Origin of the sequence: Bacillus cereus group sp. BcHK124 (assembly GCF_027712065.1) — a bacterium.
Classification (GTDB): Bacteria; Bacillota; Bacilli; order Bacillales; family Bacillaceae_G; genus Bacillus_A; species Bacillus_A pacificus.
In genome coordinates this window covers 65,046-80,443 of the sequence record NZ_JAQFPJ010000018.1, presented here as the reverse complement: position 1 = coordinate 80,443, position 15,398 = coordinate 65,046, and the positions used below count along the sequence as shown (strand labels likewise).

Here is a 15,398-nt window from a genome sequence, read left to right as displayed (position 1 = left end):
TATATAAAAAAGCTAGTATAAAACTAGCTTTTCGTTTAAATAAACAAGAAACATAGACTTATGATAAATCCTGCATATAGTAAGTTCACGACGCAAAATCCCATAATATCACGAGCGCCTAAACCAGCTATTGCCAATGCCGGTAATGCCCAGAAAGGTTGAATTAAATTCGTCCAAGCATCGCCCCACGCAATGGCCATTGCTGTTTTTGCGGCAGGTACACCAAGTTCAGCACCAGCTGGAATCATAATGGGTGCTTGCACAGCCCATTGACCGCCACCAGATGGAACGAAAATATTAACGATGCCAGCACTTAAAAAAGTAAAGAGCGGGAAAGTTGTTTCGTTTGAAATACTAATAAAGAAATTTGAAATAGCTCCTCCAAGTGAAAGTCCTTCACTATTTGCTCCAATCATCATGCCCATAATTCCTGCATAAAATGGAAACTGAAGTAAAATACCAGAAGCACTTTTTGTAGAATCTGAAAAAGCACGAATATATTGAATCGGAGTACGGTGGAAAATAAGTCCAGCAATTAATAACATAAAAATAACGATATCAAGTGTAAGGTTAAAGCCTTTCGTATAAAAGTAATTGAAAATATAAATGAGACCTAACAATCCAACGCAAAGTGTAATAATGATACTATTTTCCATTTTCTCAGCGAACGTATTTTTCCCTACTTCTTGAGCGGCAGCTTCTTCATGGAATACGCTAGGATCTACCGTTATCGTATGTTTTTCATCTGGATGCATCGCTTTATTAATGAGAGGCATCGTAACGAGAAAAATAATAACTGGCACGAGAGCGTATGGTGAGAATAACGTTTCTGTTATTGGAATCGCTTCTTTAATACTTCCAGCTGTCGTTTTCATTAACGTTTCGCCTCCAGTTGCTAACGTGAGAGGGATAGAAGCAGAAAGCCCCGCATGCCAAATGAGAAATCCAGAGTAAGAAGAGGCAATGGCTAACCTATAATCTAATCCTTCAAGTTGCCTTGCTACTTCCTTTGCATATAAAACAGATACAACAATACCAAAGCCCCAGTTTATGTACGCCCCTAGTAAACTTACGATTGAAATGGCAATAATACCTTGTCCATTCGTTTTCGGTAGTCTTGCAGCTTTCGTTAACCATTTTTTAATGAGAGGAGCGTTTGCTAAAGCAGATCCTGTCACGAGTACAAGTGCCATTTGCATAGAAAAGGCGAGAAGTCCCCAAATGCCATTCCCCCAGTGATTAATCATTTCCACAGGTGTTTGATGCGTTGCAAACATGCCGAAGAAAATAACAAATACGGTTAATAAACATGATAAAATAAACGGTTCTGGCAAGAAACGTTGCACTAAGGCTACGCAGCCATTAGTAAAAGAACGAAACAAAATAGATCAACCTCCTTATGTATATGTATTACAATTATTCGAGGTTGTTTCGTTCATAACCTTTTATATTTAGAAAATTCTGATGTTTTATGAAGATTGAAATATTGTCAAGAAGAGTAGTACCATCATCACCCTGGCAGAAAAAGTTGCTTTTCCTCAATATGAAATATTGCATATAAAAATGAATTGATGCAAATGTAAAAGCTTATTATAATGAAAGCATAAATATACAAAACATCTTAATACAGCAAAGAGGAGGAAGTAATATGGAAATCGCAATGGCCGTTTTAAAATTTTTAGGTGGAGTAATACCTTTAGTCCAAGAACTTTTAAAAGCGTTTATGTAAGTTTATTCGTTAGCTATCATGTCTTACTAAAAAAAGAACGGGGTGATTTTTCTGAATATTAAGAAAAATACCAAAAGAAGAAAGTTCCTTGCATGTTTATTAGTTAGTCTATGCACTCTTAATTATTCATCTATTTCTTTCGCAGAAACACAAGCCGGTCGTGCAACTGATATAGCTAAAAATGCTAGTAGCATTGATACTGGTATAGCAAACCTTACATATAATAATCAAGAGGTTTTAGCTGTAAATGGTGATAAAGTAGAGAGTTTTGTTCCGAAAGAAAGTATCAATTCAAATGGTAAATTTGTAGTAGTGGAACGTGAGAAAAAATCACTTACAACGTCACCAGTCGATATTTCGATTATTGATTCTGTAGCAAATCGCACGTATCCAGGAGCTGTACAACTTGCCAATAAAGCTTTTGCAGACAATCAACCGAGTTTATTAGTGGCTAAGAGAAAGCCTTTGAATATTAGTATAGACTTACCTGGTATGAGAAAAGAAAATACAATCACTGTCCAAAATCCGACATATGGTAATGTAGCTGGAGCAGTAGATGATTTAGTATCTACTTGGAATGAAAAGTATTCCGCAACACATACGTTACCTGCAAGAATGCAGTATACAGAATCTATGGTTTATAGTAAATCACAAATCGCAAGTGCTCTTAATGTTAATGCGAAATATCTTGATAACAGTCTGAACATTGATTTTAATGCAGTTGCAAATGGAGAGAAAAAAGTGATGGTGGCGGCATATAAGCAAATATTCTATACCGTAAGTGCTGAACTACCTAACAATCCATCCGATCTATTTGATAATAGTGTTACTTTTGATGAGCTAACTCGTAAAGGAGTAAGTAATTCAGCTCCACCTGTTATGGTCTCAAATGTAGCTTATGGTAGAACGGTTTATGTAAAATTAGAAACAACATCTAAGAGTAAAGATGTACAAGCTGCTTTTAAAGCTTTACTGAAGAATAACAGTGTCGAAACGAGTGGACAGTACAAAGATATTTTTGAAGAAAGTACTTTTACTGCTGTCGTATTAGGCGGAGATGCGAAAGAGCATAACAAGGTTGTTACAAAAGATTTCAATGAAATTCGAAATATTATTAAAGATAATGCTGAATTAAGTTTTAAAAATCCAGCATACCCAATTTCATATACAAGCACTTTCTTAAAAGATAATGCAACTGCTGCTGTTCATAACAATACAGATTATATCGAGACGACAACGACAGAATATTCAAGTGCAAAAATGACACTTGATCATTACGGTGCATATGTTGCTCAATTTGATGTATCTTGGGATGAATTCACATTTGATCAAAATGGAAAAGAAGTATTAACACATAAAACATGGGAAGGTAGTGGCAAAGACAAAACAGCTCATTACTCTACGGTAATCCCTCTTCCACCAAATTCAAAAAATATAAAAATTGTAGCAAGAGAATGTACAGGTCTTGCATGGGAATGGTGGAGAACCATTATTAATGAACAAAATGTTCCATTAACAAATGAAATAAAGGTTTCAATTGGAGGAACAACATTATATCCAACTGCTACTATTAGTCATTAGGTTGGAGAAAAGCGCCCGGTTTATAGGGTGCTTTTTTACTTAGGTGAAAGTAGATCGGGGTTTCTCCCCATCAAGCTAAAAAAGAACATATACCAACATAGCCTTATAGAGCTGCATTTAACTTTATTTAAAGCTTCATGTATGAGTGTTATCCAATTATTCACTGGATTGTTGAATATGCAAGAATGCTCCTCATCTCTCTAACGTTTAACTTATTTTAAGTTAAACGTTAGAAAATTATAAAAATTAGTTGGATAGATTGTGTTAAATATTGTAAAATGAAATGGTACTAAAAAAACCAAATTGGTACCAAGGGTTCGGGAGGCGGATTATGAAGCAAAGAATAGTAACAGAAACAATTCATCAAATTCAAACGAAGGGGTTTACATTTACAATTAGTGATTTAGCAAAACAATTAGCTGTTAGTAAGAGGACAATCTATGAGCACTTTTCTTCAAAAGATGAAATAGTAGATGAAGTTATTTGTAATGTAATAGAAAGTATTCAAGAAAAGGAAAAAAATATCGCTGAAGATGATACGTTACAAACAGTTGAAAAAATAAGGCTCATTTTAATTTGTATTCCACAACAATTTACATTCATGGATGCACGTTTATTAGTAGAACTAAAAAAACATCATTATTACCAATGGTTAAAATTAGATCAGTTTTTACGTGAAGGGTGGTCTACTGTAATTAGTTTAATAGAAGAGGGAATGAGAGAAGGAAGCATAAGAAAAATTCAAATTCCGTTTTTTATTGAAGTATACTTGGGGGCACTGAATCGCATATATGATCCTATGTTTATTGAAAAGAGTGATTATACATTGGGAAGTATGCTTGAATCGATTATGGATATGTTACTATACGGAATTTCTAATCCGAAATAGAAGGTGGGAGAATAATGCAGTGGATTTATTTATGCTTCGCAATTTTATTTGAGGTAGCAGGTACAACTGCAATGAAACTATCTGATGGATTAACGAAACTTGTACCAAGCATTCTTATTTTTGTATTTTATGTAGTAAGTTTTGCATTTCTGTCATTTGCATTAAAGGGGATGGAAATGTCCGTTGCATATGCGGTATGGTCAGGTATGGGAATTGTAACGATTACAACAATTGGTTTTATTTATTTTGGAGAAAGTATCAATATAATTAAGATACTAGCAATTCTTTTTATTTTAGTTGGAGTCGTAATATTAAATTTTAATAGTACGGCACATGAAGCGAAGAAAAAAGAAATGGTGGAGGAACGTATACATTGAATCGATTAAAGTATTTTTTCCTTATTACTGATCTTGGGTTTGTTGTATATTGGCTCATAACAATTTTTCATATGATTCCGCAAGAATATTTGTTTAAAGATTACCAAGATCCTATTTTAGTAGCATGGAACTGGTCTTTTTTACCCTTGGATTTGTTAATCTCGTTAACGGGATTTCTAAGTTTGTATTTACATTCTAAACAAAAACATATTTGGAGTCACTTTGCGTTCTTATTATTAATTTTAACTTTTTGTTCAGGATTACAAGCGCTAGCATTTTGGACAATCCGTTTAGATTTTGATATGTCTTGGTGGATACCTAATTTATATTTATTAGTTTACCCATGCTTCTTTTTAAAAAGTGTGTGGAGAGAGTGTGGTTCGTATGAGACTAACATGAGAAAAGAATTCATGGAAAGACAGGATCTTTAAGCACATTCGAATTCTAGATGCTACAGCATTTCAGATTCAAAATTAGTTTTTTCACTAACCATACAGCAGAATTCAAAATAATTTTCGATATGAAGGTTAGTACGTTACTAGAATAAAATAAAAAAGCAATAAGAAAAAGCTTCCACTACTGTGGAAGCTTCTCTAAATGATGTGCAATATCAATATACATATTGGAGTAAACGGAATGGATTTCATTACTTGGCGTAGCATTAGAAGAGAAGTGGACAATTACCATATTCGCTTTCGGATCGATGTAAAGTGTTTGTCCGTAACTACCTAACACTTCGAAAGCACCTTGTTCATTGTGCGGAATCCACCATTGATTATGATAAGAAATGGAAGCGCCAGGGCCAACTGCAAGTTCACCTTCTTGGACATTTTTTATATCTTCAGTAATAGAAGAAGGGAGAATTTGTTTTCCGTTATATTCCCCGTTGTTTAATAGTAATTGCCCAAATCTAGCCATATCTCTAGCAGTTGCATTTAAACCAGCACTAGCTTGTTCAACTTTTGTTTCATCTGTTACGTAATACGCGTTTTCTTCCATACCAATTTGAGACCAAATACGCTCACTAACATTTTCAGCTAATGATTTACCAGTGATTGTTCGAATCACCCAAGCGAGTGTTTCTGCTGATCCGTTATCGTAAGAAAAATCAGAACCAGGCGGTGCAGTTTCTTCTGCTTCTCGTAACATATCATAAATTTTCATCGGGCCGTCGTAATTTTTACCTCGAGGTAAAATATTGCTCGCTAAATATAGTTGTGCATCTTGATTTTCTAATGCTGGATGTTCATATCCGTGAGTAGGATATTCTACAGAAACTTGCATATCCAATAATTGCTGAAGCGAGGCTTTACCAAACGGTGTATTTTTTAATTCTTTTATATATGTGTCAGCTGTTTTTTCTAAGTCAATACGGTTTTCTTCAGCGAGAGATTGTATAATTGCCCCGGTAAATACTTTTGCTAATGACGCCATACCATGAGGTTCGCTCTCGTTATATCCATTGAAATATCGTTCATATACAAGTTGTCCATTATGTACAACGACGAAAGCATCCGTTTTGTTATCATCTAAAAGTTTTTTTAGAGGAGTTGTATTTCCAAATCTACGGTCCACAGCAAAATCGTCTAAGTTTTGCAATGCGGTAGAGAAGTGAAAAACGTGATCCGGGTTATTTTTCACCTCGTTAATTAAAGTGAATTCTTTCATATGTGTATACGACCAACGTAAGTACGGGTCATCTATCCAATTTTTCTTCGTCACGTTATTTTTCGATGGAGTCGTTTTATTATGTTTGAAGTATGTAAAACCGAGCCCTGTAATTACAAATATAAATGTGATTATGAGTAAGAGTAGGGGAGATTTTTTAAGTTTCATATCGGTCCCTCCTTGTTTTTTCTATTATAAGTATACGCTTCAATTGAAAGAAATACAAAATAAGGAAAGTAAACAGGGAAGTTTACTTTCCTTATTTATGTTAAGCGGAAACCTTTCCGTCTGTATGTTGTTTCTTGAACTTTTGTTTTCGTCCGTGTAATCCATAATAAAGAAGTAAAGTGAACGCAACGATAATGGCTGCGACGAAATACATATTATGGTAACTTGATTTCGCTGCGACGATACCTAAAATGAAAGAACCAAAGCCAATACCACTATCAAAGAATGAGAAGTACGTAGCTGTCGCAGAACCACGTCTATGGTTTGGAGCTGCAGAAATCGCAATCGTTTGGAAGCTAGGAATTAATGTTCCGTAACCTAAACCGATTAACATACCTGCGCCAAGGAACCAAAATGAAGTTTGTGCTTGGCTTAAAATGAACATCCCAATTGTGAAAATAATAATAGCTGGATAAACAAGTACATTTTCACCGAAGCGATCAAAAATCTTACCTGTAAATGGACGAGAAATGACAACAACAAGTGCATATAAAATAAAGAAGTAACTTGCAATGTCAGCTAAACCGAGCTCTTTTGCATAAATAGGAATAAAGGATAAAATGCCACTATAAGAAAAGGCTAAAACAAATCCTGTAAGAGCGATTGGAATAGAAGATGGTTCAAGTAAGTCTTTCCATTTCATTTTTTCTCGTTTTTGTTTGCTTACAGGTGCTTCATGCGGAATATTTACAAGTAGTCCTAATAAAAATGCAAGCAATGAAAATATGGAACAAACGATAAATAGTACAGTGAATGAAAAATGAGAAATAATTGTTAAACCTAAAAAAGGACCAATTACCATCGGCAAACTCATAAATACGCCGAAATAGGCAAGTGCTTCGCCGCGTCTATGAGCTGGCGCAACATCTGTGACAATCGTACCAGTTGCAGTTGTTGCCATTCCAAACCCAATACCATGTAAGAAGCGAAGTGCAAGTAATAAAAATAAACTTTGCGCACCGAAATACATAACAGTAGCAGCTAAAAATAAAGAAAGTGAAATAAATAATATTTTCTTTCTTCCTAAATCATCGAGCCATTTTCCTGTAAATGGTCGACATAATACAGATGAAATAAGAAATACAGTTGCAACTAAACCAATTTCCTCAGGTTTTCCTTTTAGGCCGTCTATTACATAGACGGGTAAAGTAGTCATAAGCATATAAAATGTTAAGAAGAGAAATAGACTACTAAAACAAGTTCCGAGGAAATCCTTCGTCCAAAGTTTCTCACTTTGCATCGTCATCCCTCCAATTTAATCTAAGTTTTTAATAATTTGTTGTAACACTTGAAATGCTTGATGTAAATCATCTTCGTTAATACCTTCTAGCGTTTTTTCTTCGAAAGTATCAACTTCTTCTTGCCATATTGGAATCATCTTTATCGCTGTTTCTGATAAAGAAATGAGCTTCTCACGGCGATCTTTTCCTTCAGTACGAATAATCCATCCCATCGTTTCCATACGTGTTAACGTACGAGTCATCGTTGGTGATTCAACATTTAAATACTGACATAATTCTGTTTGCGTACAAGAACCAGTTTGATTAATACGGAAAATTACAGCCCATTGCGCACTAAATAACCCAGTGGGAGATACGCGTTCATTAAATTTCTTCGTAAACTTGCGAGAAGTCTGGCTGACAATGTGAAAAAAATGTTGTTTTTCGTCCATGTATGTTGATCCTTTCAAATTAGTTACCTAGCTAACTATATACTTTTTTATTATAATTGTCTAGTAATAGACATGTTGATTTATGTAAAAATTTCGTATCGCTTTTTTGTTGAGAACATACATTCTGCATGTTATTCTTTAATTAAGTAAAGAATTTTCTTTCTATTAAAAAGAATGGGGGAACTTGTGATGATTAAGCCTGCAACAATGGAGTTTGTTTCACTATCGAACGGAGAAACGATTGCGTATCAGGAAGTTGGAAGGCAAAATGCAGAAATTCTTGTACTCATTCACGGAAACATGACATCGTCACAACATTGGGATTTAGTCATTGAAAAGCTGCAAGATCAATACCATATTTACGCTCTTGATTTAAGAGGATTTGGTCAATCAACATATAATAAAGCGATAGATTCCATACAAGATTTTGCAGAAGATGTAAAACTATTTATTGATCAATTAAAACTAGAGAAATTTTCATTAATGGGCTGGTCAATGGGCGGTGGTGTTGCGATGCAATTTACAGCGAATCATCCAACGTTTGTCGAAAAGTTAATTTTAGTAGAATCGGTGGGCATGAAGGGATATCCAATTTTTAAAAAAGATATAAACGGGCAGCCAATCGTATCAAGTTTAGTAAAGACGAAGGAAGAGGTTGCACAAGATCCTGTACAAATTGCTCCAGTGCTAGATGCGATAAAAAATATGAATAAATTATATTACCGAACAGTATGGAATCTATTAATATATACACATAATCAACCTGAACCAGATCGTTATGAAAAGTATTTAGACGATATGTTAACGCAACGTAATTTCGTAGATGTGAATTATGCGCTCATTACATTTAATATTTCGGATGAACATAACGGGGTTGTAGAGGGAAATAAGCAAATTCATCGTATTAAAACTCCAACGCTTGTCATACAAGGTGACAGAGATTATGTCGTACCGCAAGTAGTGGGTGAAGAGTTAGCGAAACATTTGCCGAATGCTGAATTGCAATTATTAGAAGATTGCGGTCATTCACCGTTTATTGATTGTTTAGATGTATTTATAAAGCATGTAGAGGATTGGTTAGAACAGAAATAATCCCCGAAATGAAAGGTATTGCATATGCTATAACATTGTATGTAAAAGGGGAGATTATCCATGCATCATCCGCTCTTAATTGCGCATTCACCATATAATCATCATATATATACAAAATTGATGATAGCTCCGCTGTATATGCAGATTTCACCAGCTGTAGTTCCGTTACAAATGCAATATCCGCAACAACCAATCGTTAGCGCACAGCAACACGTATATGGAACTGCATTTTATAAAAATCCGTACTTCAAGCAATTTCATAACAATGTGAAAGCACAAGTTTGGGAAGGATAGGAAGCTAAAAGATTCATTCTTTTAGCTTCTTTTTAATTGCGAATATTCGTACACGCATTTGCAGAAACAGTTTATAATGAAAAGTGGAAAGAGTGAGAAGGAGAGGGAAAGGGATGTCACTGCGTTTTACTTTTTGGATTATGGTTGGGATTGTAGCAATTTCAGGTTTGTCACAAGGTATGCTCTTACCGGCCATTGCAATGATTTTTGAACAAGAAGGGGTTAGTTCAAGTATTAACGGTATTCATGCGACGGCACTATATATTGGGATATTAGTAATCTCGCCGTTTCTTGAAAAACCGATGCAAAAATTTGGAATGAAGCCAATTATCGTTATTGGTGGATTTCTCGTTATTATTTCATTATTCTTTTTTACACAAACATTTTCGTTTTGGGTATGGTTTATCCTTAGATTTCTAGTTGGAGTCGGAGATCATATGCTTCATGTCGGAACACAAACATGGATTACGACAACATCAGACCCGAGTAAAATTGGGAGACAAGTATCGATATACGGTGTATTCTTCGGAATTGGTTTTGCCGTCGGTCCGTATTTAGCAAGCACTGTACAGTACGGTCTTGCAACGCCATTTATTATATCTACTGTACTTTGTTTAATAGGTTGGCTGTTATTACTGCCAACGAAAAATGCATTCCCGGCGCAAGATGAAAGAGAAGTGAAGAGTGAATCATCCTTTTCTCGTTATAAACAAGTTGTTGGATTAGGATGGATTGCACTGCTGGGACCACTTGCATATGGCGTACTGGAAGCAATGTTAAACAGTAACTTACCAGTATATGCGCTTCGTAAAGGATGGTCTGTTTCAGAAGTATCCTTCTTATTACCAGCATTTGCAGTTGGGGGCATTATTACACAAATTCCGCTCGGTATATTAAGTGATAAATACGGAAGGGACCGTATTTTAACGTGGACGTTCAGCATAAGTACGGGCATTTTCTTGCTAGCAGCCGTATTTGATCAATATTACTGGATCGTCTTTGCCTGCATGTTGTTAGCTGGTATGGTCATTGGATCGTGCTTCTCGTTAGGACTTGGATTTATGACAGATTTATTACCGAGACACTTATTGCCAGCAGGTAATATATTAGCTGGAATCGCCTTTAGTTTAGGGAGTATACTGGGACCTGTATTAGGAGGCGTATTTATAGAAAAAATACAGTATACAAGCTTTTTTATTGCGGTTATGATTATAATAGGAATTCTCGCAATGTTATATATGATCTACATGAAGAATCAATTCGCATCAAGAAAAATAGAAAGTAGGTTAGGGCATGACAAAACAACCTAATAAAAAGAAATTTGAAGTACTCGAAAACGAAACAATTACAGACTGCTTAGCACGTATGGAACAAGAAGGCTATGCACCGTCTCGCCGCATGGAAGAGCCAATCTTTCATGAAGTGAAGAAAGACGGCAAAACAGTAGTGGAACCGTGCGGTAGAAAGATTGTCTTTGAGGGGAAATTGAAGTAATACAAATAGCAAATTCTCTTTATAGTATAGAGCCACCCAATTCATTTGAATTGGGTGGCTTGTTTTGTTACTGAGTAAGGAAGGAATAGGTAGATTAGGAATTGAATAGAATGAATGGATATTTTCTAGAGAGGATGAAGTTAGTTGTTCGGGCATGGATTATAGAGCTAAAACTATAATTTTGCAGAGGGAAATAGGTAAATACGCCGAGTGCTGGTTAATCCGTACGCCATCAATTTTGTTATTTGGAAGAAAATAACAATATCATAAAGCATACTATAAATAGTTATATTTTTTGTATAGAAAATGCGTAATTGTAACGTTAAATCTTCCTGGAAGAGCAGTTACACTATCTTTGGATTTTTGTTAATTCAAAATTCAGTGTGCAAACGAGGTGGAGTTCAAAAATGGAAGCAAATCAAAATGAGCGAATTCTCTATGTAGTTTTTGAGAATGAAATGAAATTACCGATTTTGGATATTACGCACCCGTTGTTCAATGCAAGTATTGATGAACAGGCGTATCATTTGAATTGCCTTAAATCAGCACGGAGCATTGAAGCATTAAAAAAGATGCCGGGTTTTATTCAGAACATTTTTGTGAAAATGTCGAATGTTGATGATTCTTATCTTAGTGGTATGCGTACGTTACTGTACAAACTTGGACCTGATTTAAGTAAGGGGATAAAATTAGGCTTCCGGGACAAGTGGGCGGTAAAGCAAACCTCTTTTATGGGACTTCGGATTAGGCTGAGGGATCTTTGCAGACAGCAGTCGGAACTTTTGTTGCCTCAGCTTAGGGCGTTTCCTGAACGTGGCCTTTGTTTTTTTAATATTGCTGGTGGAGCTGCTGCAGACAGTATCAATACTTTGATTTTAATTCAGGAATCGGACCCAGAATTACTTAAGGGACGAAAGATTGGAATTAACATTTTAGATATTGATACGTACGGCCCTAATTTCGCAAAGCGGTGCATCGATGCTTTGAAGCAACCGGGAGAACGCTTTTATGGCCTTGATATAACACTTAACACAATACATTATAACTGGAGCCAATCGGAGTCATTATTAAAAATGAGCTTGGATCATTCAGGTTGGATTCAGCTCTGTTCATCGGAGGGGGGGCTTTTTGAGTATGGTTCGGATTCGGATATTATTGAGAATTTAGACCGTTTCTTTGAAAATTCCCCAGCGGATGCCAGGGTGACGGGTTCGTTAATTTTCGACCGAGCATATGTTAATCCAGGATACCTTGGGTTTACAGAGTTTATTGGCGTGCAAATTAGATATCTTGGATTGGAAGGATTACAGAAGCTTTTAGCTCAAACCTCATGGATTTTAGAAGAATCGCATGAAATTGAAAAAATTTATATTCTGTTTTCGTTGAAGAAAGCGTGAAATACAGACTGTTTATCACGTATGGACGCCATCTCGTCGTATGGAAGAGCCAACCTTTTATGAAGTGAAGATAGACGGGGAAATCAAAGTGAAAAAGGTTACATAAAAATGAATCTGCTTTGTTCTCACAAAATAATTCACACATCTAGTCACATAAAAAAACGCTATTGATTCTAACATCAATAGCGTTTTTATTTTTAGTAAATATATAGATCAAAATGAATTTCTGCTTGAATCGAACTAGCGAAATCAAGTATATCTTTTTGTAAATACATTGCGGGTGATTCGTTATTCTCAATTTGAATGACTACCATAAATAGAAATTCTAAATCATATTTTTTCTTAAGCTGTTTTAATGGTTCTGTTTTCTCTTCAAGTGATTTTAGAATAACATGCAACTGATTATTTATATCGTATGATTCTTGATAGCCAGTGCTTAAATTCCAATCCGTCTCTTTTCTATATAGTTTTTTTGTGAATACAAGATTTGGATTATCACGTCTTGCGACAATATCACCTTTTTTATAAGTTCTTGTAGGTTCGATATTTAGGGCGTCGGTAATTGCTTCAACAGGGAATATATCACCCGTTATACTAAAATAAGCCATAACTTTGGTTTTATCCAGAATGGTTCCTCCTCTATTGTTAAGATGTCACTCTTATTACATTATAAAAATTTAAGAATGTATTTACTAGAATGTAAATGTGTTTTTGATTGAAATTTGGTGTTGGGATATAAATGATAATGTTAGATATATACCTTTGTAGTAAGGGGGAATTATACAAAAGTAGGATGATTTCAAATGTATTTATTTGTATGATAAAAACAAAATGTTTTCAAAAAATTGGAATGTAGGGGAGAGGAATCATAATGATACAAAGCATATATGAAACGCATTTACATGTAAGAAATTTAGAAAAGGCGATAGATTTCTATCAAAATAAGTTAGGTTTAATATTAGCAAAAAAACTATCGAAAAGGCGGGTTGCTTTCTTATGGGTAGGAGAAAATAAAGAACAAATGCTTGGATTATGGGAAGTACATAGTAATGAAGATTTTGAGATGAAACACTTCGCTTTTCGTGTAGATGTAGCGTTTTTAAAGATTTCTAAATTATGGTTAGAGAATCGTGGAATAGAGGTAGTAGGGAGTCAGGGGAAAGGAAATGAAGAGCCAATTGTCCAAAGATGGATGCCAGCTGCAAGCGTATATTTTCTAGATTGTGATGGAAATAAATTAGAGTTTATTTCTATGTTATATGATGATCCAGATGAATTAGAATATGCAACGTATTTAAGTGAATGGGAAGCGGAGCACCAAGAAAAATAAACTTTAATCAGTGGGGGTTTTATAGCTTTGCTTGTTTTCTCACCCATTTGCGCAAGTCTCCCCAGTTTCATTTAACTTTATTAAATATACTCATTACGATGCATGCATTTACATAATATGGATGAGTCTTTGATGATATAACTAAAAATGTGATATTCGAATAATGAATATTCAGCGTTATTTAATAATGGTACATACAGTAAAATGTTCTGTTTTCCATTCCACGATAGAAAACAGAACGTATATTTGGTATAATCGAAATATACTATATGAAACGATGTACATGAGTTTGACATGTATGTATTAAGGTACGTACTACATAACAATAACTACGCTTTATACAAATCAATCGTTAGAAAGGAAAAGAAGTAATGAATCAAATTTCATTTGAAGATTTATTTGAAGAAGAAAACGAGAAAGAAAAGGTGGAGGTAGCTGAAATACCAGTCCCTTTATCACCATTGCAAAGAGATATATTGGAATTAATGGATTCTGAAGAAATAAGTGCACTTGAGCTGTGTGAACAATTAATACGAGCTGGAAAAATATCAGATGAAAGATTCACAACGAATAAGCCGAAAGCATATGGAGAAGTATGCTTACTATTAGAAGGATTTGTTAAAGAAGGAAAGCTTATTTTTGTCAAAAGTGATGAGAAAAGAGATAGGGTTTATAAATTGAATGAAGAAATGTTTAACGGATAAGGTGTGCAGGGGGAATTCATTCATTTTTCTCATTAAAAAAGGGTGTCAATCTTACTTAGATTGACACCCTTTTAATCATCTAACACCTTACATATTTACGCTTGAAACCAAGTCTTCCTCTATCAAGTTCTTTCTGAATACTCTCTGCAGCATTTAGCAAACTGCTTTTTTTATTATCACGTTTTACTTCAACTATACCAACTTCTTTTGCAATCTTGACTGCCTTTTCGTGTAGTGGCACATATGAAATTGCTACCGTGTTTAGAAAATTATTCATAGCGGATTTAGTTCGTTCTGGCGAATCATGGATTGTCTTTTTCACCATTTCAAGCATATCGGAAATTTTGCTTTCAGAAAACTCATCGTCTTTGCGATTTCCTAAAAGCCAGCAGTAGCAACTCCAGCCTGCAGACATTTGTAGCTCGTCCCTACTTGCAATCCATTTATCAGCAACATCTTGTGCGATATTTGATTCTGATAAAGTGACTGCCACCACATAATCAGACAACATATAAAAATACGCTCCGTCTATCCATCGATTAAAATCAGACTCACTCATAGCTTTCGGGTCCGCAATAATGCCTGCAAAATACATAGCATCGTAGTTGCCTGTGGCATAAAGTTCTTCTGCTAACTCTTGGTTTATTTTTATTTTTTTTGCGATTGGTTTCATAGCACCTGTAGCTACGCCGAAAACTGGCTCGTGCGCACCGTTAGATATGTATATTTTTTTCGTTCGTTCCTTGCCTAGGGCTTCAAGCTCTTGCATAACTGTTTTAAAATCCAAAGCTGTGTACTTCCTTTCTTCATGTAAAAACCATTTTAATTGCGAACAACTAGCCTATATTTTTTATCATGTTTTCCATACTTTCTAATTTTAAATCGTATGTGAGTAGGATGTCTACTTTCTATAATTTGTCGATAGTGCAGATAGTGATTTTGA

The 15,398-nt window shown here is 35.0% G+C and carries 17 protein-coding genes; 11 read left to right on the top strand and 6 right to left on the bottom strand.

The annotated features are described in order from the left end of the window. Positions 1 to 35: 35 nt before the first annotated feature. The gene (locus PDK19_RS21300) at positions 36 to 1,382 is read right to left on the bottom strand and encodes a short-chain fatty acid transporter (RefSeq protein ID WP_000490036.1); all 1,347 of its coding nucleotides are present in this window, start codon (positions 1,380 to 1,382) and stop codon (positions 36 to 38) included. Positions 1,383 to 1,771: 389 nt separating this feature from the next. Here PDK19_RS21300 and alo point away from each other — a divergent pair, with 389 nt between their 5' ends. From alo to PDK19_RS21280, 4 genes are all read left to right on the top strand, one after another. Next, positions 1,772 to 3,310 carry an anthrolysin O/cereolysin O family cholesterol-dependent cytolysin Alo gene (gene alo / locus PDK19_RS21295; protein ID WP_000576743.1) on the top strand — a complete coding sequence of 513 codons (1,539 nt, stop codon included), beginning with the start codon at positions 1,772 to 1,774 and terminating at the stop codon, positions 3,308 to 3,310. Positions 3,311 to 3,641: 331 nt separating this feature from the next. Then, positions 3,642 to 4,199: a TetR/AcrR family transcriptional regulator gene (locus PDK19_RS21290; protein ID WP_000813648.1), complete on the top strand. Its 558-nt coding sequence runs from the start codon at positions 3,642 to 3,644 to the stop codon at positions 4,197 to 4,199. A 14-nt stretch (positions 4,200 to 4,213) separates the two neighbouring features. Next, the gene (locus PDK19_RS21285) at positions 4,214 to 4,576 is read left to right on the top strand and encodes a DMT family transporter (RefSeq protein WP_001198602.1); all 363 of its coding nucleotides are present in this window, start codon (positions 4,214 to 4,216) and stop codon (positions 4,574 to 4,576) included. Next, positions 4,573 to 5,007, top strand: a complete 435-nt coding sequence (locus tag PDK19_RS21280; protein WP_049111182.1) for a YvaD family protein — start codon at positions 4,573 to 4,575, stop codon at positions 5,005 to 5,007. The genes PDK19_RS21285 and PDK19_RS21280 overlap by 4 nt, the downstream gene beginning before the upstream one ends. A gap of 145 nt (positions 5,008 to 5,152) precedes the next feature. Here the strand turns inward: PDK19_RS21280 and PDK19_RS21275 are convergent, their stop codons facing one another. From PDK19_RS21275 to PDK19_RS21265, 3 genes are all read right to left on the bottom strand, one after another. Beyond that, positions 5,153 to 6,412: a serine hydrolase domain-containing protein gene (locus PDK19_RS21275; protein ID WP_000768710.1), complete on the bottom strand. Its 1,260-nt coding sequence runs from the start codon at positions 6,410 to 6,412 to the stop codon at positions 5,153 to 5,155. A 100-nt stretch (positions 6,413 to 6,512) separates the two neighbouring features. Continuing rightward, positions 6,513 to 7,712, bottom strand: a complete 1,200-nt coding sequence (locus PDK19_RS21270) for an MFS transporter (protein ID WP_049111183.1) — start codon at positions 7,710 to 7,712, stop codon at positions 6,513 to 6,515. A gap of 15 nt (positions 7,713 to 7,727) precedes the next feature. Next, positions 7,728 to 8,144, bottom strand: a complete 417-nt coding sequence (locus PDK19_RS21265; RefSeq protein ID WP_000343675.1) for a MarR family winged helix-turn-helix transcriptional regulator — start codon at positions 8,142 to 8,144, stop codon at positions 7,728 to 7,730. A gap of 174 nt (positions 8,145 to 8,318) precedes the next feature. Here PDK19_RS21265 and phaZ point away from each other — a divergent pair, with 174 nt between their 5' ends. The 5 genes from phaZ (at position 8,319) to PDK19_RS21240 (ending at position 12,421) form a co-directional block, all read left to right on the top strand. After that, positions 8,319 to 9,236 (top strand): intracellular short-chain-length polyhydroxyalkanoate depolymerase, encoded by a 918-nt coding sequence (gene phaZ, locus PDK19_RS21260; RefSeq protein ID WP_139303029.1) that lies wholly within the window; start codon positions 8,319 to 8,321, stop codon positions 9,234 to 9,236. A gap of 60 nt (positions 9,237 to 9,296) precedes the next feature. Beyond that, positions 9,297 to 9,530 (top strand): hypothetical protein, encoded by a 234-nt coding sequence (locus PDK19_RS21255; RefSeq protein WP_000546488.1) that lies wholly within the window; start codon positions 9,297 to 9,299, stop codon positions 9,528 to 9,530. A 113-nt stretch (positions 9,531 to 9,643) separates the two neighbouring features. Continuing rightward, positions 9,644 to 10,840 (top strand): MFS transporter, encoded by a 1,197-nt coding sequence (locus tag PDK19_RS21250; RefSeq protein ID WP_000058542.1) that lies wholly within the window; start codon positions 9,644 to 9,646, stop codon positions 10,838 to 10,840. Next, complete coding sequence (locus PDK19_RS21245; protein WP_000166303.1) at positions 10,824 to 11,024, top strand: NETI motif-containing protein; 201 nt, start codon at positions 10,824 to 10,826, stop codon at positions 11,022 to 11,024. Before PDK19_RS21250 ends, PDK19_RS21245 begins: the two co-directional genes overlap by 17 nt. Positions 11,025 to 11,431: 407 nt before the next feature. Next, on the top strand, positions 11,432 to 12,421 hold the full coding sequence (locus PDK19_RS21240) for a hypothetical protein (RefSeq protein ID WP_000387972.1): 990 nt from the start codon (positions 11,432 to 11,434) through the stop codon (positions 12,419 to 12,421). Between the two features lie 197 nt (positions 12,422 to 12,618). On the opposite strand, the gene PDK19_RS21230 is transcribed toward PDK19_RS21240, so the two are convergent. After that, complete coding sequence (locus PDK19_RS21230; protein WP_074615426.1) at positions 12,619 to 13,029, bottom strand: DUF4279 domain-containing protein; 411 nt, start codon at positions 13,027 to 13,029, stop codon at positions 12,619 to 12,621. A gap of 263 nt (positions 13,030 to 13,292) precedes the next feature. Here PDK19_RS21230 and PDK19_RS21225 point away from each other — a divergent pair, with 263 nt between their 5' ends. Together PDK19_RS21225 and PDK19_RS21220 are read left to right on the top strand one after the other, a co-directional pair. After that, positions 13,293 to 13,751: a VOC family protein gene (locus tag PDK19_RS21225; protein WP_000616179.1), complete on the top strand. Its 459-nt coding sequence runs from the start codon at positions 13,293 to 13,295 to the stop codon at positions 13,749 to 13,751. 371 nt (positions 13,752 to 14,122) lie between these two features. Continuing rightward, complete coding sequence (locus tag PDK19_RS21220; RefSeq protein WP_001071915.1) at positions 14,123 to 14,455, top strand: DUF3895 domain-containing protein; 333 nt, start codon at positions 14,123 to 14,125, stop codon at positions 14,453 to 14,455. A gap of 79 nt (positions 14,456 to 14,534) precedes the next feature. Here the strand turns inward: PDK19_RS21220 and PDK19_RS21215 are convergent, their stop codons facing one another. After that, positions 14,535 to 15,242, bottom strand: coding sequence for a DNA alkylation repair protein (locus PDK19_RS21215; RefSeq protein ID WP_208735633.1), 708 nt, complete (start codon positions 15,240 to 15,242; stop codon positions 14,535 to 14,537). Between the last annotated feature and the right edge of the window lie 156 nt (positions 15,243 to 15,398).